Origin of the sequence: Pseudomonas sp. S06B 330 (assembly GCF_002845275.2) — a bacterium.
Lineage (GTDB): Bacteria > Pseudomonadota > Gammaproteobacteria > Pseudomonadales > Pseudomonadaceae > Aquipseudomonas.
On record NZ_CP088149.1, the window covers coordinates 3369048 to 3387100 of the forward strand.

Consider the following 18053-nt stretch of genomic DNA (forward strand, 5'->3'; position numbering starts at 1 on the left):
TTGAACTGTAGCCGCTGCCGTCAGGCTGCGATCGGGCGTGAAACGGCCGCCATGCAGGCCCTTAGCGGTGACTGGATGACGACTGCTTCGCAGCCGATCGCAGCCTGACGGCAGCGGCTACGTGAGGCCCCCATAGGGGTAGTTGAACAACTGTACAACAAGATCCACTCAGTCGCGATAGTCCGGCGCCACCCGCTGCACCAGGCGCAGCAACGCCGCCCAGGCCAGTTGCATGCCGTCCGGGTCGCTCAACTCACCTTCCTTCAACACCCTGGCCGGTTCGTTGAACTGGCGCTCGGTATGCGCGCACACCGCATCAGACGGCAACACGATCTCCCCCGCTGCTTGCGCCGCCAGCTGGATTTCGCAGGCTTTCTCCAGGTAGTACATGCGCAAAAAAGCCTGGCTGACGCTGTCACCGACGGTGAGCAAGCCATGGTTGCGCAGCATCAACACCGGCTTGTCACCCAGGTCGTGAACCAGACGCTGTTGCTCATCCATGTCCAGCGCCACCCCCTCGTAATCGTGGTAGGCGACTTTGTTGTAGAACTCCATGGAGATCTGGTTGACCGGCAGCAAGCCGCATTTGAGCGCAGCCACCGCGCATCCCGCCTTGGTATGGGTATGCAGCACACACTGGGCATCTTCACGCGCGCCATGAATGGCGCTGTGGATCACGAACCCGGCCGGGTTGACCGGGTATGGCGAAGGTTCTACGGCGTTACCCTGGAGGTCGATCTTGACCAGCTTCGAGGCGGTGATTTCATCGAACATCAAGCCGTAGGGGTTGATCAGAAAATGATGTTCGGGGCCGGGAATGCGCACCGAGATGTGGGTGAAGATCAAATCGGTCATGCGAAAGTGCGCAATCAGTCGGTAGCAGGCGGCCAGCTCCTGGCGCAAGCGCAGTTCGGTTTCACTCGGATTCATTGTTGTTGTTCTCAGGCATAGGGCAGGCCAGACAATAGGGCTGGACACCTGATGATGTCCAGCCACCGGGAGTTACTTGCTGGCCCAGGCGTTGAAGCGCTCTTCCAGTTCGTCGCCGTGGTCGACCCAGAATTCGACATTCATCGACAGCGCCCCTTCCAGGTTCTGTTTCGAAGTCGGCACCCAGCTAGCCAAGGCAGGGTCAAGCTTGGCAGCCGCTTCAGTGTTGGTTGGGCCGTAAGGAATTTCTTTGACGTAACGCACTTGAGTGTCCGGCTGGTTGGCATAGGCAATCAGCCGTTTGGCCTGATCGGCATGCTTGGACCCCTTGATGATCGCCCAGTAGTCCATGCCGTAGAGGCTGCCCGGCCATACCAGCGCCAAGGAGCTACCCTGCTGTGCGGCCACCGCCACCCGACCGCTGTAGGTTGAGGTCATGACCACGTCACCGGCGCTGAGCCATTGCGCTGGCTGCGCGCCGGCTTCCCACCACTGGATGTAGGGCTTGAGCTCAGTAAGTTTGGCGAAGGCACGGTCGACACCCTGCGGGGTCGCCAGCACGTTGTAGACATCCTCGACCTTGACCCCATCGGCCATCAGCGCGAATTCCAGGTTGTACACCGCCCGTTTGCGCAGCCCGCGCTTACCGGGGGTTTTCTGGACATCCCAGAAGTCGGCCCACGAGGTCGGTGCCTGGGCCAGTTTATTGCGGTCGTAGGCAATTGCCACGCTCCACACCAGCGCCGCCGAACCACAGGCCTGGGCAGCATCAGGGATCAACTGTTCGGCGTGGCCCAGGCGCGTCCAGTCCAGGGGCTCGTACATGCCTTCATCGCAGCCGCGCATCAGGTCCGGGCCTTCAATTTGCACCAGGTCCCAGTCGACGTTACCGGTGTCGACCATCACCTTGATCCGGGCCATTTCGCCGTTGTACTCGCTTTGAATCAGTTTGCTGCCGTCCTGGGCACTGAAAGGCTGGAAGATCGCCGCATCCTGGGCTTTCTGACCGGCGCCGCCGTAGGCGACGACGACCATGTCCGGTGCTGCCTGGGCGCTGCCAAGTCCAACGGCGAGCAGCCAGGGAGAGAGTTTCAGCAGAGTTGATGTCATCAGTGGTTCCTCATGCCGGTAACACGCTAGGCGTGGCCCGTTTTCTTGTTGTTGTGAGGTAGGCCCCAGGACGCGGGGTGTTTCGAACGCTAGTCAAAGGCCAGTAAAAAAACAAGTTGATTTTTTACTGGCGGTACACTTTGATAGAAAAATAAAAACAACAACCGCTGGAGCCTGCACAGCATGTCGACCTTCACGCACCTGTTCGAACCGCTTCAGATCCGTGGCAAACGCCTGAAGAACCGCATCATGTCCAGCGGCCACGACACGTCGATTCCCACCGACAACCTGGTCAACGAACGCCTGATCGCCTACCACAAGGCTCGTGCCGAAGGCGGCGTCGGATTGATCGTGCTGCAGGTCGCCGGGGTGCACGACAGTGCGCGCTACACCTCCCATGTACTGATGGCCACCGACGATGCCTGCATCGACGGCTACCGTCAGCTGGCCGCGACGTGCCATGCCCATGGCACCGTGGTGCTGTCGCAGATCTTCCACCCCGGCCGGGAAATCATGGAATCCAGTGATGGCCTGTTGGCCGTGGCGTACTCAGCGTCGGCAGTGCCCAATGAACGTTTCCGGGTCATGCCGCGGGCGCTGGATCAGGAAATGATCGATGAAATCGTGCAAGGCTATGCCGATGCCGCCCGGCGCCTGCATCAGGCTGGGCTCGATGGCGTCGAAGTGGTCGCCAGCCACGGCTACCTGCCAGCCCAGTTCATCAACCCGCGGGTTAATCGCCGCAGCGACGGCTACAACGGCGAGCTTGAACAGCGCTTGCGCTTCTTGCGTGAAGTGATCGCCGCCGTGCGCGCCGCCACCGCCGATGACTTCATCATTGGCCTGCGTATCAGCGCCGACGAGCGCGACGCTGAAGGCCTGACCGAGGATGAATCGCTGGCGGCGGTACAGGCCCTGCAACGCTCGCTGGACTATGTGCATATCGTCGCCGGTACCTCGGCATCGCTCGGGGGGGCGGTGCATATCGTTCCGCCCATGGCCATTGAAGCCGCGTACCTCGCCCGTGAAGCCGGGACCTTCAAGGCCAGCCTGTCGATACCGCTGTTCGTCACCGGGCGTATCAACCAGCCGCAAGAAGCCGAACTGATTCTGGCCCGCGGGCAGGCCGATGTCTGTGGCATGACCCGCGCCCTGATCTGCGACCCACAGATGCCCAACAAGACCGACAGCGGCCATGCCGAGGATGTCCGCGCCTGCATCGCCTGTAACCAGGCCTGCATTGGTCACTTCCATCGCGGTTTGCCGATTTCCTGCATTCAGCACCCGGAAACCGGCCGTGAGCAACAGTATGGCCAGGTGCAAACCGCGCCCCTGCGCAAACGCATCATGGTCGCTGGCGGCGGCCCGGCCGGCATGAAGGCGGCGGCGGTGGCCGCTGCACGGGGCCACCAGGTGACCCTGTACGAGGCCAGCGCGCAACTGGGCGGCCAGGTCTTGCTGGCGCAATTGCTGCCACGGCGTGCCGAATTTGGCGGTGCCAGCACCAATCTGCAACGTGAAATGCAACTTGCTGGGGTCGAGGTGGTGCGCAATACCCGCGTCGACCGCGCCCTGGTCGAACGTGAACAACCTGACCTGGTGATCGTCGCCACCGGCGCCGAACCTTACTGGCCAACGTTCGAGCGCGGCGGCGAACTGCAGGTCGTCGATGCCTGGCAGGTGCTGCGCGACGAGGTAACCCTGGGGCGTTCGGTACTGGTTGTGGACTGGCGCTGTGACTGGATCGGCCCAGGCATCGCCGAACGTCTGGTGCGCGCCGGGCACCAGGTGCAGTTGGCCGTCAATGGCACCCACTGCGGTGAAAGCCTGCCGCTGTATGTGCGTGACCAGATGGCGGGTGAGCTGCACAAGCTCGGTATCCCGATCACCCCCTACGCCCGCCTCTATGGCTGCGATGACACCACCGTGTACCTGCAACACACCGCTAGCGGCGAGCCGATGATCGTTGAAGACATCGACACCCTGGTGCTGTGCCAAGGCCATCAGCCGGTCGATACCCTGGTCGATGAGCTCAAAGGCTTGGTCGAGGTCAAACGTATCGGCGACTGCCTGGCCCCGCGCACGGCCGAAGAAGCCATCTATGAAGGCTTGAAAGTCGCCTGGACGCTGTGAGCCTGTTTATACTCCGAGGCTTTGCAGCGTGCGGTCCGGAGCACCCCATGAGCAACAGCAGCAAGATGCCGCCCGCCGGCGCCGTTCCCAGCCAGGAAGGCGCCGCCGCCCCGCAGTTTCTCGGCACGCGCATTCGCGGCCTGCGAAAACGCCGGGGCATGACCCTGGCTGAGCTTGCCCAGCAAAGTGAACTGACCGCCGGCTACATCAGCCAGCTGGAACGCAACTTGTCCTACCCGTCGATTCCGGCGCTGTTCAACATCGCCCGCAGCCTGGGCGTGACCATCCAGTGGTTCTTTGCCAGCGAAGCCAGCACCGATCCGCAAGACAACGGCTATGTGGTGCGCAAGAACAGCCGCCTGAGTGTGCATTACGAAGATGGCATCGTTGACCAACTGCTGACCCCGCAACCCAACCGCGAGCTGGAAATGCTCCACTCGCGCTTTCCGCCAGGCACTTACAGCCAGCAAAGTTACAGCCATGAAGGCGAAGAAGCCGGTTATCTGCTGTCGGGCCGTTTCGAGCTGTGGGTGGGCGAGCGCTATTTCCAGCTCAGCGAAGGCGACAGTTTTAGTTTCTCCAGCCAGGAGCCGCACCGCTATGGCAACCCCGGCGACGTGGATGCGGTGGTGATCTGGGTGATTACCCCACCAACCTTCTGACCGTGCGACAACAACAATAAAAGGCTTGCAATGAACGATCTGATTACACACGACCTGGACAACGGCCTGCTGACCCTGACCTTCAACCGGCCAGACAAGCTCAATGCGCTGAACAGCGCCATGTACACCCTGCTGGGTGACTTGCTGCAGTCCGCGCAGGACAACCCCCAGGTCGACGTTATTGTCATCACCGGCGGTAGCCAATGCTTCAGCGCCGGCAACGACCTGAAAGATTTTCTCGACAACCCGCCCAGCGACATGGACAGCCCGGTGTTTCGCCTGATGCGCGTGGTCATGGCCCTGGACAAGCCACTGATCGCCGCCGTTTCCGGTGCGGCCATCGGCATCGGCACCACCCTGCTGTTGCATTGTGATCAGGTGCTGGTCAGCCGCACGGCCAAGTTGCGCATGCCTTTTGTGCCATTGGGCTTGTGCCCGGAGTTTGGCTCCAGCCTGTTGCTACCGCGCATGCTCGGCCATGCCCGTGCCGCCCGGCTGCTGCTGTGCAATGAACTGCTCACTGGTGAGCAAGCCGTGCAATGGGGCTTGGCCAATGAACTGCATGATGACGGCGAACAATGCCTGGCGGCGGCACGGCAGCTGGCGGCCAAGCTGCAGGGGTTGCCGCAAGCGGCACTGCGGGTCAGCAAGCGCTTGCTTAAAGACGCCCATCGCCAAGAGCTGGAGGCTACGGTTCAGCGCGAAGGCCTGCTGTTTATCGAGCGCTTGCATACCCCAGACGCGAAAGCGGCGTTGCGGGCGTTGGTCAAGGATTGAGCCTGTAGCCGCTGCCGCCAGGCTGCGATCGACTGCAAAGCAGGCGCAATCCTGACGCCTTGGTGGAGTCAGGATTGCGGGCGCTATGCGCCCGATCGCAGCCTGGCGGCAGCGGCTACGGCCCTTTAATCACTCAACTGGCTATCGATGACAATGCTGCCACTGAGCAGCTTGTGCACCGGGCAGGCATTGGCGACCCCCAACAGGCGCTCACGCTGAGTGGCATCGAGCTCGCCGTGCAGTTCGATCACACGCTTGATCTCGGTACGCGTTGGCACGCCTTTCTCTTCCTTGACGATGTCCAGTTGCACATGAACATGCTGCAGCGGCCATTCCTTGCGCCGGGCATACATCGACAGGGTAATCGCAGTACACGCGCCCAACGCCGACAGCAGCAGTTGGTGAGGGTTGGGGCCCGTGTCGTGGCCGCCGAGCGCCTGGTTTTCATCCGCCAGCCACTGGTTGGCACCAGCAGACAGGTTGACACTGTAAGGGATCTCACCCAGCTCGGCATGGACAGTCGAATCGGACATCTGCAGGGGCTTCCTTTGCAGTGGCCAAGCCAAAAGGGCCTGACGCAAGTGTGTTTACACTAGCGCCAGACCCGGGTCAGGGAAAGTCTCGATCACAATCTGCAGCGTTCCGTACTTAGAACAGTTTGAGGAAGTTGAAGTACAACCGCGGTTCTTTGCCGTTGTGATCTTCAAGCTCTTCGGCCGATACCGAACGTGTCAGCGGGAAGGCCAGTTCCGGCGACAGGAACATATCCTTGGCAATCTGGACATGGGCACCGAAACCTGCAGACGACAGGCTCTGGGAGCCGAAATAGTCCGGGCTGTTGTTCCACACCTTGCCCACGTCCCAGAAGCCATAGTATTGAGTCGGGACCCGATAGTCCTTGAGCTGGTGAGCCGTGTTGTACTGCAACTCGACCTTGGCCGCCACGCCATTGTCGGCGGCGATTTCCGAAGGGTCGTAGCCACGTCCGAACTGGCTGCCACCGACGCCAAACTGCTCAGGCGTCAACAGCGCATTACCAAAGGCCGTCTGCCCTGTCAGCGCCAGGTACAGGTTCAGCCCTTCGAGTATCTTGCTCATGTCCTGGATGCGTTGGGCATCGTATTGCAACTTGGTGAAATCAGTCTCACCGCCCTCCCGTGAAGGGTTGGCACGGCTTTCTCTGCTCGCACCCAGTACTTCCAGGCCCCTGCTCAGTTCAGCCTTGAGCAGGTTGCGGCCACCGTGCTGGTCAGTAAAGTCCCAGCTGGCCCCCAAGCGCAGGGCGCGGATGCGGTCGTCGCTGGACGGCGCGTGGTCCGGGTCGTCCAGGTATTCGGCCTTGCCGTTGAACCAGGTAAAGGCGGCGGACGTTTTAAAGGTTTCGGCACGGCTGCGTATCCATGGGTGGGCGATACGCACCGCCACGGTATCGCCACTGCTGTTGGCATTGAGGAAGTCAAAGGTGTCGGCGTTACCGTCGTTATGTTGACCGAGCACGCTCAACACTGTGCCCTGACTGCCCAACGGCAGCTCATACTGGCCTTCATAGAAGGCCATCTTGTCGCCTTCGACCGAGCGGCCCAGACGCAATGACAGGTGATCACCCACCCCCAGTGGGTCGTTGACGCCTACCCCACCATAGACCTGCCAGGGCCCAAAGTAGCGGCTGTCACGGTTATCGAAACCGAAAAAGCCTTCCCAGCGACGCAGCTCATTACTGACATCCAGGTCGGTACCCGGCCCTACGCTGGAAGGTGACAGCACAGCCCGGCTGTCGAGGCCAGAGAGGTCGTTCATCAGCAACAGGTTGCGTTCCAGGGTCTTGCCGGTGAGTGGCGCTTCCTGGCGAATGTTCTCGGCATAACCTTCAACGGCCTTGTTGCTTGGGCCATTGACCTTGACCTGATTAACCTTGCCTTCGACCACTTGCAGGTGCAGCTGGCCATTGTTCAACTTCTGTGCCGGGACGAAGGTACGCACCAGCAAGAAACCGTCTTCACGGTAGCGGCGGGTAATTTCATCGGCTACGGCGTTGACGTCGTTGAGGTTGACCTCACGGCCTTCCAGGCGCTTGAGCAAGGCGGCGAAGGTGCCTTGCGGATAGTGATTGGCGCCATCGAGCAGGACCTTGGTGACCTTGAAGCGTGCGCTGCTGGGGGCCATTGGACGTGGCTGGACCGGGACTTGCGGCTCTGCTACCGGCGGGGTTACGCGGGTTGGCGACAGCTCCAGCGAGCCAGGCATTTGCACCGCCGGGCTGCGCCGACCGTCAGGGCCGGGGGTTTCCATACGTCCTGGATCAAGGCCGCTGAGTGGCGCGGCGAGTATCGGTTGCACGGCCAGGGCGAAGGCGATGCACAGCGCCAAGGCAGATTTTTGGGCGAAAGTGCTCATGATTATTTGCCTCCTTTTTCAGGCTGTTCCACGTGACGAGGAATCACGTTGCGATTCCAGTCAGGGATCTGGAACTTGCCGTCTTTGAGTAAGCCGTTGGCATACGTCAGTACATCGGAGACGTCTGGCAGGCGGTCCTGCTTGTCGCCATAGGCGCGCGGTTTGCAGATCAGTTGCACGGTGTAAGTACGCGCCACCGCCGGGGTCACGGAGTAGTTGGCGATCACTGCCGAGGGCGACTCCAGTGCGGTGCAACGTTCGTTGCCAGGCGCCTGAGCGTTGATCGATACGTCCTGCGCCCTGGGTTGTACTGGTGGTTTCGGGGCAACCGGGTCGGTCGGATCAACCGGCGGTTTTACCGGATCAACTGGATCGACCGGTGGTTTCACTGGTGGTTTTACGGGCGGATCAACCGGGTCGATTGGCGGCACCATTGGCCCGGTAATGGTCAGGGTGCCGTCGTAGAAAGTGACCTGATAGTTGGTGCTGGCCTCGATGCCGTCCTGGCGAATGGCATAAGGGCCGACGGCTTCACCGGGGTCGCGCTTGAGGCCGACATTGACACCGTCGTCGTATTTCAAACCTTCGACGCTGTAGGTCAGCGCCGGATCGCGCTGGCCCTGGACCTTGCTCTTGTCGTCGGCGCGAATCACCAACGGTGCCGGGGTAACGGTGAGGATGCCGTCCTTGAAGGTCAGGCTGTAATTGCCACTGGTGCTACGCAGCTCGCCCTGACCAATCTGATAGTTACCGACGTTCTCACCGGCGCGAGTACCGGCACCCGCCCGTGCGAGGGCGCCGCCATTGAGCAACTGGTCCGGGGTTTCGTCGAACTTCTGCCCGCTCATGCCGTAGGTCAGTTGCGGGTCGCGTTCGCCATAGACCTTGCTCTTGTCATGAGCGGTCACGGTCAACGGCGCAGGGGTAATGCTCAACACGCCATCGCGTATTTGAGTCTGATAGCGTTGACCCACGAAGTCGCCCGTGGTGGCCGCCCCGCTGATGGCGTAGTGACCGACATCGGAGCGTTGTGTGGCGGTGGTTTGGGGGGGCAGGCTGACGTTGAAGCGGGCGTCGCCCAGTTGTTCGCCGACATATTGGTCAAGCGCCTGTACGGCCTTGCTGTTGGCATCGGCTGGGTCGGCCAGGATCAATGGCCCGTGGCTGAACGTTGGGTTGGTATCGCCGTACTGACGGCTGGCGTCGTCGATCTGCACGGCGAGTTTGGCTTGGTTGGCGTTGAGCTGTACGGCATCGGCACTGGCTGCCTGGGTATCGAGGAAGTGCACACGTGCCCGTTCCAGCAGCGGCCCTTGGGGCTTGATGCCATCTTGAGGCTGCGCCCAGTCCTGGTCGTTCATCAGCCAAGCCAGGACACCATCGACACTTTTGACCTTATCACCGAGGGCGACTACCAACTGTTCGGATGCACCATTCTGGCTGTTGTGCTGGATTTCGCCCTGGTTCATGGCGCCGCCGATGGCATAGTCATCTACGCCCCAGCCGACGTCACTGCCGTTGCGTGGGTCCTTTGCCACCATTACCACACCTTTATAGGCATCCAGGGCAAAGCCCACCGGCAGCTCTCCGACTGGCACGCCGTTTTTCTCCACCCGGGTCAGTGATGCATTGCCAGCATCGGGCATCAGCTTCCACTGCACGTTCTGGCTGTCAGTGAAACTCAGGCCCTTAACCAGATAGTCAGAGCTGTCCAGGTAGTTCATCAGGATGTTCGGGTCGATGGGTTGGCCATTGCCGTCAACAAACCCCGCCGCTTCGAACACCAGGTAATCGAAACTCTCGCCGCCCTTCTCCAGCGTCACGTTGACCGGTGAGTCCGGGCCCGAGGAGGTCGTTGCAGTGACGTCCTGGAAGCCCACGTACTTGATCTGCTGCGCACTGACACCGTCCAAGGATTCACCCGAATAAGGCGCGACCACCGTACCGGTACGGGTAGTGCCGGTGGCGTTGGTCTGGTTGAATTGAAACACTCCGTTTGTGGCCTGACCGGCCAACGTGCCGGCATGGTTCAGGGGGCTGTTGAGCAATACGCTGGCGCCCTTCACCGCCACATTGGCGCCGATCAGGGCTGTGTTGGCGTCCTGAATCACCGAGGCGGTGTTGGCGGTCTTGATCCAGAGGGTGCCGTTGCCGACATCGACAATGGCGCGTTTGCCATAAGCGGCGGCGCCCGTGTCGGCGGGGGTTGCGAGGTCGTTCAGGCGCACATCACCGGTGGCCGCGATGTACAGGTTGCCGTCTTTGAGCAGGATTGGTGCGTTGATGTGCACGGAGCCGCTGTTGTTGCGTTTGGCCTTGTCCAGAGCAGTGCCGGGGGCCTGGCTGTTGTAGTCAGTGACCGTGCCAACGTTGCCGCTGGCAATCAACGCGAGCGTCTTGCCGCTGCCCACCACCGGCGCAATGATCGGTGCGTTGACGTTGATCCGGTCACGGGCTTCGATGCGTACATCGTTGTTGGCCAGGCTGTTGGCGATGACGCTGTTACTGACGTTGTCACCGGTAGGATTGACAACGATATCAACCTGGTCAGGGTCCAGCAGCCACAGACCAGATCGCGAGCCGCCGGAGGCGTCCACGGCGGCGTCGCGAGTGACACTCAGGCGCTTGCCCGAGGTTTCCACTACGCCACCCTGGATACCCCCTTTGGCGCTGGCCTTGCCGGCAAACTCGGTGTTGCCAGTGGACCAGACCACCACCTTGCCGCCTTCTTTGCCGCCATCGGCCGTGAGCTGGGCGCCCTTCTCAACCTGGGTTTGCCGCGCTGCCTGCTCGGAGCCTTTGCCCTGGAAGCTGCCGCCGACCAGCGCCGTACCGCCTTTGCCAGCACTGCCGGAAACATCGACCTGAGCACTACTTGCCAGTTTGACCTGATCGCCCAGTACACTGACCTGACCGCCGTCACGGCCTTTGGCCGACAGCTTGCCGCTGACCTGAGTCTGCTCAGCATTGCCCAGCACAATAGTGCCGCCCTGATTGCTGACTGAATCGGCAACCACGGCGCCACCGACACTGATTACCGAATCCAGGTGTTTGGCTGCGCGCTGGGCGCTCATGGCCACCACCCCTCCACCGACGTCGATCTGGCCGCTGTTGCTGACCCCGCCTTTGAGGCTGGAGTCGACGCTACCCGCTTCACCAGGCGCGCCTGCAACGGCCAGGCTGATCAGGCCGTCACCATGAAAGTCGAGGGTGGTTTTGGGGCCGGTCGCCAGATTGACCTGACCTTTACGCGCCTGGATCACCCCGGCGTTTTCCACCTGAGCGCCGAGCAAGGCCACGGTGCCGTAATCTTGCACGCTGAGGGTACCGTCGTTGCGCACCAGGCCTTTGAGCTGGACATCGAGTCTGCCGCTTTTGGCGAACTCGCGGGCTTGCGCTTCGGTGATGATCCCGGCGCTGGCCAGCAAAGCGCTGGTCGAGACCCGGGAGCCGGGCCCAAACCAGATGCCGTTGGGGTTGAGCAGGATCACCTGGCCGTTGGAACTGAGCACGCCCAGCACCTTCGATGGGTCGGCACCGATCACCCGGTTGAGGGTCACCGAGGTGCCGTCAGGCTGTTGGATGTGCACCTTGTTGTCAGCGCCAATGCTGAATTTCTGCCAGTTGATACCGGTACGCGGGGTACGGGTATCGATCTGCATGTTCGCGCCGCTCTGGCTGATTTTGCCCTGACCGGAGACGACTTGACCGCCCTGGGGCAGTTCACCGGCGAGTACTTGCTGGGGTGAAACGGCCAGGGCAATGGCCAGGACCAAGGGCGTCAATGCCAGGCGTTGGGTGGAACGTTTCATGGGCCAATCTCCTCAACTGTCACGGCTCATCGATGAGTCGCGGGGTTGAGGCAATCATTGGCCAGACAGGGATGGATCCGGGATCAGGGGATCATGAGTGTGGTGTAGGGGATGCACTACAGCCGTTGAGCCCGCTGCTTTTCTGTGGGCACCAGCCTTGCTGGCGATGGGATAGAAAAGCGAGCAAGGCCGTTGCGTGTTCAGAGCACTTTGCGCAGCGCGGGCAGGCGCACCAAGGACCAGCCGGCTTCGGATTCCGCCAGGGCCAGGCGCAGGCCGTCCTTGGGCAGGGTGTTCAACAAGGTCAATGCCAGGTCGCCGACCATCCAGTTGGCGGTGTTGGAGGCGATCACCCGGCCATCGGCGGAAATCAGCACGGCCTCATGCTCCAGGCGCATCAAGCTGCGTACCAGCAACCGCTCAACGTTATGCAGCGACAAGTCCAGCCCGGCAACCCCGATGAATTGGCCTTGCACCAAAATCGGCATGGTGAAGGTCAGCACGTACATGTTGGTGCCGTAGAGATCCACGTAAGGGCCCTCCACCACACTCTTGCCGGAATCGCGCGGGCGGCTGTACCACGGCATCGCGGTGTAGTCGTAGTAGTTTTCCCGGCGCTGGTCGAAGTTGGGACGCAAAGGCAGCGTCTTGCCGGCATCAGCCAGGTACCACCACTCCAGGTGCATCTCCCGGTCAGCCAGGCAATTGGGCTCGACAATGACGCCACCGCCACAGCCAAACGCGCCGGTGGCGAGCAATTGCTGGTCAATGGCCGGGCGCAGCAAGGCCAGATCTCGGGCAGTGGGTTGGCGGCCTTCAGACAGAACGCGCTCCCACAGCGTGCAGGTTTCTTCCACCAGCTGGCGGACCTGACTGAAGATCGTCCCTAAGGTGCTGTCCAACTGCTGAGCGCAGGCTGATAGGGGGTCGTTGTCGCTCACGGCAAACATGGCATTACCTCACGCAGGTTCGGCTTTCTTGTTATGGGTTGCTCTGGCCCGGAACGTCGTGTTCACAAGCGGGTAAAACAGGGCAAAGCAATTACGGCGCCACACCTGGCGCACTTATCTGCAGCGGCGCAACTCAGTCCTCATCCGTTTCGGCCAGCAACTCCAGACGTAGGCTGATCAGGCGTTTGATGCCGCGGCTCACATGCGCCTCGGCCAAGGCCCCGGCCAACACCGCATCGCCGGCAACCAACGCCTGGAGGATGGCGCGGTGCTCTTGCTCGACCACCGTTACATCGCCACCGCCGGCGGCCTCCAGCCAGAGCAGCTCACCGACTTCGGACTGCAGGCGCATCTCAGTGTGGGTCAGGCGCAACGATTGCGCAGCTGCCGCCACTTCGATATGAAAGCGGGCATCGGCGCGGTGCCGGGCCAGGCGTGATCCGGCCTGCTTGAGTGTCTCGATGTGCTGGGCAATCCGCGCCTGTTGCTCTGGCGAGCTGCGTTTGGCAGCCAGGCGCGCTGCGGTGCCGGAGATGGCGGTCTGCTCATCACCCAGGTCACGCAGGTCCGGGCCACTCATGTCGCGCAGACGTTGCAACAGCAACGCCTCGGGCAATTCCACCGGGGCGCAGACAAAGCTGCCGCCGTTACGGCCTCGGCGCGTTTCGATCAAGCCACGTTGGCGCAACACCACCAGCGCTTCGCGCAAGGTGACGGTGGCGACCCCCAGTTGCAGGGCCAGCTCCGACTCACTGGGCAACTGCTGGCCTTCGGCAAATAACCCCAGTTCGATGGCCTCGACCAACCTTCGCGCCACCTCATCGGTGCGCCCTTCCTGGCGCAACCGGATAAATGCGGTATTACGAGCAGTGTTCAGGGCATTCATTGCCTCTCCCTATCGAGCCGCTGCGCAGCATGGCGCGCGTCCCGGCTAAAAATTCAGTTTCGTATCTTATAACCAAGCGCCGCTCAGCCGATACCGATTAATTGCCCATTCTACGGCACAAACGTTGGTTTAAAGGCCAGTTGGCAAACGACAAACTTTAAGATATGGTTTCATATGTATAGGCCTTCAGCAAACCCCCGCGGTCGCTCCTGTGCCTGCGTTCAGCGATTTTCCAATTACAAGACTGACCAAGGAATACGCCATGCAAACCAAACTTCTGATCAACGGCCACTTGGTCGAAGGTCAAGGCAGCCCTTATGCCGTGTACAACCCCGCCGAGGGTTCGGTACTGGTGAACATCGCTGAAGCCAGCAGTGCCCAGGTTGACGCCGCCGTACTGGCCGCCGACCAGGCGTTCGCCAGCTGGTCACAAACACCGGCCAAGGACCGTGCGCAGTTGCTGCTCAAACTGGCCGACCGCATTGAGGCCGAGGCGCAAACCCTGGCACGCCTGGAATCACTGAACTGCGGCAAGCCTTATCAGGCGGCGCTGAACGACGAAATCCCGGCCATTGCCGACGTCTTCCGCTTTTTCGCTGGTGCCAGCCGCTGCCTGTCGGGCTCGGCCGGCGGTGAATACCTGCCAGGGCACACCTCGATGATTCGCCGTGATCCACTCGGTGTAGTGGCCTCCATCGCGCCCTGGAACTACCCACTGATGATGGTCGCCTGGAAGCTTGCCCCGGCCCTGGCTGCCGGCAACTGCGTGGTGCTCAAGCCCTCCGAGCAAACCCCACTGACCGCTCTGGAACTGGCGCGGATCATGGCTGAGCTGTTCCCCGCCGGTGTCGTCAACATTCTGTTTGGTCGCGGCCCAAGCGTCGGTGAACCGCTGGTCAATCACCCCAAAGTACGCCTGGTTTCGCTGACAGGCTCCGTCGCCACCGGTGCGCGGATCATCTCCAGCACCGCCAGCAGCGTGAAACGTACGCACATGGAACTGGGCGGCAAGGCGCCGGTGTTGATTTTCGATGACGCCGATATCGATGCCGCCGTCGAAGGTATCCGTGCGTTTGGCTTCTACAACGCTGGCCAGGACTGCACCGCAGCCTGCCGCCTGTATGTTCAAAAAGGCGTGTATGAAACCTTCGTCAGCAAGCTCGGCGAAGCCGTGGCAAGCCTGCGCATGGGCCTGCAAGACGACCCGCAGACCGAACTCGGGCCATTGATCACCCGCGACCATCTGGAGCGCGTAGAAGGCTTCGTCGAACGCGCCAAGGCCCAGCCGCACATCCGCGTGATTACCGGCGGCAAGCGTGGCGAAGGCCCGGGCTTCTTCTTTGAGCCGACCGTCCTGGCTGACGCCCGCCAGGACGATGAAATCGTCCAGCGTGAGGTGTTCGGCCCCGTGGTCAGCATCACCCCATTCAGCGATGAAGCACAGGCCCTGGCCTTTGCCAACGACTCGGACTACGGCCTGGCCTCTTCCGTCTGGACCCGTGACGTCGGCCGCGCCAACCGCTTGGCAGCCCGCTTGCAGTACGGCTGCACGTGGGTGAACACCCACTTCATGCTGGTCAGTGAAATGCCCCATGGCGGCATGAAGCAGTCGGGTTATGGCAAGGACATGTCCATGTACGGCCTGGAAGACTACACCTGCGTGCGTCACGTCATGTTCAAGCATTGATGCCCTGACAACAAAACATATAAAACCATAGGCAATATGGCTTAAGAGGTGTGTCACCATGCTTATTACCGGCATCAAGAGCCGCCCGGTCTACGACCAGCTTCAACCCATGACAGGTGGCCTGCGTCACCTGATTGCGGGCCAGGGCAGTGGCGGAGCCGCCATGCTGCGCCTGCTTGCGGACATGTCCACGAGCCAGCGCCAAAACAGCACCCTGCTGTATTCCACGGAGTCGTTCTCTGGCCATAACCACCTGCAGGCCCTGCAGCAGGCACAAGCGGCCAGTCTGGAAGTGTTTGCCACCAACCAGGCATTGATCGATGCCCTGCGTGATCGCCTCGGCGACGCGTATATGGGCACGCGCCTGTACCTGAGCGGCTCGGAAAGCTTCATCGGCACCGCCATGCAAGCCGCCAACGCCGTGGACCTCAATCGCGATGAGGTGCTGCGCGAACACAGCGGCACGCTGGTGCGTAGGGTCTGGTGCGCGCACTGCGACACCTACACCGAGAACGTCACTCAACGCGTATTCACCTGCCCCGGCTGCCAGCTCAGTCTGGTGGTGCGTGATCACTATTCCCGTCGTCTGGCCGCCTTCCAGGGCATCAAGGCCGATGGCGAAGTCCCAGGCGAACTGCCCGCTGCCGAGGAGCTCGACACATGAATACCCATAACGGCACCCTCAGCGTCCGCGTGGCGCGGATCGAGCAACTGACCCCGGAAATCAAGCGCTTCACCCTGGTCGACCTCGACGGCAAGCACCTGCCCGCCTTCTCCGGCGGCAGTCATGTGGTGGTAGTTCTGGAAGACGGTGACAAAACCCACCGCAACGCTTACTCGTTGATGAGTTCGCCCTACGACTCCAGCGCCTACCAGATTGCCGTGCGCCGGGTCAGCGAGGGCCGTGGCGGCTCACGCCACCTGCACGACAAAGTCCGCGAAGGTGACCAGTTGCAGATTCTGCAACCGGCCAACCTGTTCCCCTTGGCTAAACATGCCCGCCAGCACCTGTTCATTGCCGGTGGTGTCGGCATCACTCCGGTGTACTCGCAACTCGAAGAGCTGCATGTAAAGCAGTCCACCTTCGAACTGCACCTGGCCGTACGTGGCCCGGCGCACACCGCCCTGGGCCTGGAACTGCAAGCCCGGTATGGCCAGCGTGTGCACCTCTATGTACAAGGCCAGGATCAGCGTTTGGACATTCGCAGCGTCCTCAGCGCGCGCCCGTTGGGCAGCCATGTCTACGTTTGTGGCCCGGACAGCATGATCGACGACACCCTCGACAGTGCCCATGCACTGGGGTGGACCGACAGCCATATCCACTACGAGCGTTTCGTCGAACAAGGCTCCACTGGCAAGCCATTCAGCGTTACCCTCGCGCGCCAAGGGGTAACCCTGGAGGTGCCTGCCGAGCAGTCGCTGCTCGAGGCCGCTGAACAGGCTGGCTACAAGGTGCCCTACCTGTGCCGGGGCGGTGCTTGTGGCTATTGCGAAACCGAAGTGCTGGACGTCGAGGGCGAACTCGATCATCGCGACGACTGGCTCAGCGACGAAGACAAGCTGAGCAAGCGCAAATTCATGCCTTGTGTATCACGTGCCAACTGCAGCCGCCTGGTCGTAGACCTCTGAAACAGGAAAACAACAACATGACCGTATTCAAGCCTATCGAAACCTATGCCGACGTTGGCAGCGACCACACCTACAGCAACAGCCGTGAAGCGGTGCTGCGCCTGCCCTTCCCCTACCCGGAAGACCAGTACATGTATTCGATGAACGTCGAACCTCATGTACCGTTCGGCAGCGGCGCATTGCGTGGGCAATTCGACATCGACGAGCATTACATCTCCGAATGCCATCACCGTGCGCACACCCTGGAAAGCCAGCCCGGTGTCCACTACGCCGCGCTGCCGCACATGATGGAAGCGCAGTGGGACTTGCTCGAACTGCTGATGGAGTCGTACTCGCGTGATTTCCCCGAGCACTTCACCCTGGAAAAAAGCGGCAGCCAGTGGCACTGGATCAACCGCCCGCTGCAAATCGACGACACCTTCACCTTCGGTGACGCGAGCACGCTGCCGATGGACCCGATGGAGTACATCACCCGCCAGGCGCAAGGTGAGTTCATCCTCCTTGAAGAGCGTGATGACACCCTGGTTATGGGCGCAGGCATGGCCACCCAGCGGGCCGACTATTCGCTGCGTTTCAACCTGGGCATGAGCTTCATGGAGTTCCACGGCCCGGTGCCCAAGCTGCATGAAATGGGCATTCTGCAACGCGCCCTGAAGTTCCTCCTGCGCCTGCGCCCTGGCCACCCGGTACGACGTACCAACTGGTCGATCACCGTCAATCCGCGCCTGGAGACCTCTGCCGAAACCTTGCCGGACTGGGCACCCGATCGCACCATCGTCACCCCTGAAAACGCCGGCGAGCTGGTCAACCTGCGGATTGAGCTGCAGCCACTGCACCGTTTGCCACGCAGCAACGCGGTGCTGTTTCCGGTACGTACTTACCTGATCAGTCTCCAGCAACTGGCCGAATTTGCCCCGCAATGGGCCAAGCGCATGCACCGGGTGATTCGCGACCTGGACCAGGAACTGGTGGACTACAAGGGCTTTACCCGCTACCGCGACGCGATGGTCAGTTATCTGGCGCAATACGACGACGGCACACCGGTCGACGAAAGCCAGCAATAACCCGACAGACTGCGAGCGC

General features: G+C 61.4%; 14 protein-coding genes. 7 read left to right on the forward strand and 7 right to left on the reverse strand.

Translation table 11 applies throughout. The annotated features are described in order from the left end of the window. Positions 1-168: 168 nt before the first annotated feature. The gene (locus CX511_RS14940) at positions 169-930 is read right to left on the reverse strand and encodes a class II aldolase/adducin family protein (RefSeq protein WP_045182923.1); all 762 of its coding nucleotides are present in this window, start codon (positions 928-930) and stop codon (positions 169-171) included. A gap of 72 nt (positions 931-1002) precedes the next feature. After that, positions 1003-2040, reverse strand: a complete 1038-nt coding sequence (locus CX511_RS14945) for an ABC transporter substrate-binding protein (protein WP_045182925.1) — start codon at positions 2038-2040, stop codon at positions 1003-1005. A gap of 183 nt (positions 2041-2223) precedes the next feature. On the opposite strand from CX511_RS14945, the gene CX511_RS14950 reads away from it, so the two are divergent. The 3 genes from CX511_RS14950 to CX511_RS14960 all read left to right on the forward strand — a co-directional run bounded on the left by CX511_RS14950 (position 2224) and on the right by CX511_RS14960 (position 5612). Continuing rightward, the gene (locus CX511_RS14950) at positions 2224-4173 is read left to right on the forward strand and encodes an oxidoreductase (protein WP_101293472.1); all 1950 of its coding nucleotides are present in this window, start codon (positions 2224-2226) and stop codon (positions 4171-4173) included. A 65-nt stretch (positions 4174-4238) separates the two neighbouring features. Continuing rightward, positions 4239-4835: a cupin domain-containing protein gene (locus CX511_RS14955; protein ID WP_177327767.1), complete on the forward strand. Its 597-nt coding sequence runs from the start codon at positions 4239-4241 to the stop codon at positions 4833-4835. 30 nt (positions 4836-4865) lie between these two features. Beyond that, positions 4866-5612: an enoyl-CoA hydratase gene (locus tag CX511_RS14960; RefSeq protein ID WP_101293473.1), complete on the forward strand. Its 747-nt coding sequence runs from the start codon at positions 4866-4868 to the stop codon at positions 5610-5612. Positions 5613-5737: 125 nt separating this feature from the next. Here CX511_RS14960 and CX511_RS14965 read toward each other — a convergent pair whose 3' ends face one another. From CX511_RS14965 to CX511_RS14985, 5 genes are all read right to left on the reverse strand, one after another. Next, positions 5738-6145, reverse strand: coding sequence for an OsmC family protein (locus CX511_RS14965; RefSeq protein ID WP_101293474.1), 408 nt, complete (start codon positions 6143-6145; stop codon positions 5738-5740). Between the two features lie 115 nt (positions 6146-6260). After that, the gene (locus CX511_RS14970) at positions 6261-8006 is read right to left on the reverse strand and encodes a ShlB/FhaC/HecB family hemolysin secretion/activation protein (RefSeq protein ID WP_101293475.1); all 1746 of its coding nucleotides are present in this window, start codon (positions 8004-8006) and stop codon (positions 6261-6263) included. A gap of 2 nt (positions 8007-8008) precedes the next feature. Beyond that, positions 8009-11818, reverse strand: a complete 3810-nt coding sequence (locus tag CX511_RS14975; RefSeq protein ID WP_101293476.1) for an MBG domain-containing protein — start codon at positions 11816-11818, stop codon at positions 8009-8011. 200 nt (positions 11819-12018) lie between these two features. Further along, on the reverse strand, positions 12019-12768 hold the full coding sequence (locus CX511_RS14980) for a cache domain-containing protein (protein ID WP_045182937.1): 750 nt from the start codon (positions 12766-12768) through the stop codon (positions 12019-12021). 133 nt (positions 12769-12901) lie between these two features. Beyond that, positions 12902-13654, reverse strand: a complete 753-nt coding sequence (locus CX511_RS14985; RefSeq protein ID WP_045182939.1) for a FadR/GntR family transcriptional regulator — start codon at positions 13652-13654, stop codon at positions 12902-12904. Between the two features lie 262 nt (positions 13655-13916). On the opposite strand from CX511_RS14985, the gene CX511_RS14990 reads away from it, so the two are divergent. From CX511_RS14990 to CX511_RS15005, 4 genes are read left to right on the forward strand one after another with little or no spacing between them, the layout of a single operon-like run. Further along, positions 13917-15341: a gamma-aminobutyraldehyde dehydrogenase gene (locus CX511_RS14990; protein ID WP_101293477.1), complete on the forward strand. Its 1425-nt coding sequence runs from the start codon at positions 13917-13919 to the stop codon at positions 15339-15341. A gap of 58 nt (positions 15342-15399) precedes the next feature. Continuing rightward, positions 15400-16005, forward strand: a complete 606-nt coding sequence (locus CX511_RS14995) for a dimethylamine monooxygenase subunit DmmA family protein (RefSeq protein WP_101293478.1) — start codon at positions 15400-15402, stop codon at positions 16003-16005. Then, the gene (locus tag CX511_RS15000) at positions 16002-16970 is read left to right on the forward strand and encodes a PDR/VanB family oxidoreductase (protein WP_045182945.1); all 969 of its coding nucleotides are present in this window, start codon (positions 16002-16004) and stop codon (positions 16968-16970) included. Before CX511_RS14995 ends, CX511_RS15000 begins: the two co-directional genes overlap by 4 nt. A 17-nt stretch (positions 16971-16987) precedes the next feature. Continuing rightward, positions 16988-18034, forward strand: a complete 1047-nt coding sequence (locus CX511_RS15005) for a heme-dependent oxidative N-demethylase family protein (RefSeq protein ID WP_045182947.1) — start codon at positions 16988-16990, stop codon at positions 18032-18034. The last annotated feature ends 19 nt before the right edge of the window (positions 18035-18053 follow it).

Bases quoted from the DNA above. Each gene is read 5' to 3' on its own strand.
- CX511_RS14940 (WP_045182923.1), bottom strand. From the start codon at position 930: ATGAATCCGAGTGAAACCGAACTGCGCTTGCGCCAGGAGCTGGCCGCC.
- CX511_RS14945 (WP_045182925.1), bottom strand. From the start codon at position 2,040: ATGACATCAACTCTGCTGAAACTCTCTCCCTGGCTGCTCGCCGTTGGA.
- CX511_RS14950 (WP_101293472.1), top strand. From the start codon at position 2,224: ATGTCGACCTTCACGCACCTGTTCGAACCGCTTCAGATCCGTGGCAAA.
- CX511_RS14955 (WP_177327767.1), top strand. From the start codon at position 4,239: ATGCCGCCCGCCGGCGCCGTTCCCAGCCAGGAAGGCGCCGCCGCCCCG.
- CX511_RS14960 (WP_101293473.1), top strand. From the start codon at position 4,866: ATGAACGATCTGATTACACACGACCTGGACAACGGCCTGCTGACCCTG.
- CX511_RS14965 (WP_101293474.1), bottom strand. From the start codon at position 6,145: ATGTCCGATTCGACTGTCCATGCCGAGCTGGGTGAGATCCCTTACAGT.
- CX511_RS14970 (WP_101293475.1), bottom strand. From the start codon at position 8,006: ATGAGCACTTTCGCCCAAAAATCTGCCTTGGCGCTGTGCATCGCCTTC.
- CX511_RS14975 (WP_101293476.1), bottom strand. From the start codon at position 11,818: ATGAAACGTTCCACCCAACGCCTGGCATTGACGCCCTTGGTCCTGGCC.
- CX511_RS14980 (WP_045182937.1), bottom strand. From the start codon at position 12,768: ATGTTTGCCGTGAGCGACAACGACCCCCTATCAGCCTGCGCTCAGCAG.
- CX511_RS14985 (WP_045182939.1), bottom strand. From the start codon at position 13,654: ATGAATGCCCTGAACACTGCTCGTAATACCGCATTTATCCGGTTGCGC.
- CX511_RS14990 (WP_101293477.1), top strand. From the start codon at position 13,917: ATGCAAACCAAACTTCTGATCAACGGCCACTTGGTCGAAGGTCAAGGC.
- CX511_RS14995 (WP_101293478.1), top strand. From the start codon at position 15,400: ATGCTTATTACCGGCATCAAGAGCCGCCCGGTCTACGACCAGCTTCAA.
- CX511_RS15000 (WP_045182945.1), top strand. From the start codon at position 16,002: ATGAATACCCATAACGGCACCCTCAGCGTCCGCGTGGCGCGGATCGAG.
- CX511_RS15005 (WP_045182947.1), top strand. From the start codon at position 16,988: ATGACCGTATTCAAGCCTATCGAAACCTATGCCGACGTTGGCAGCGAC.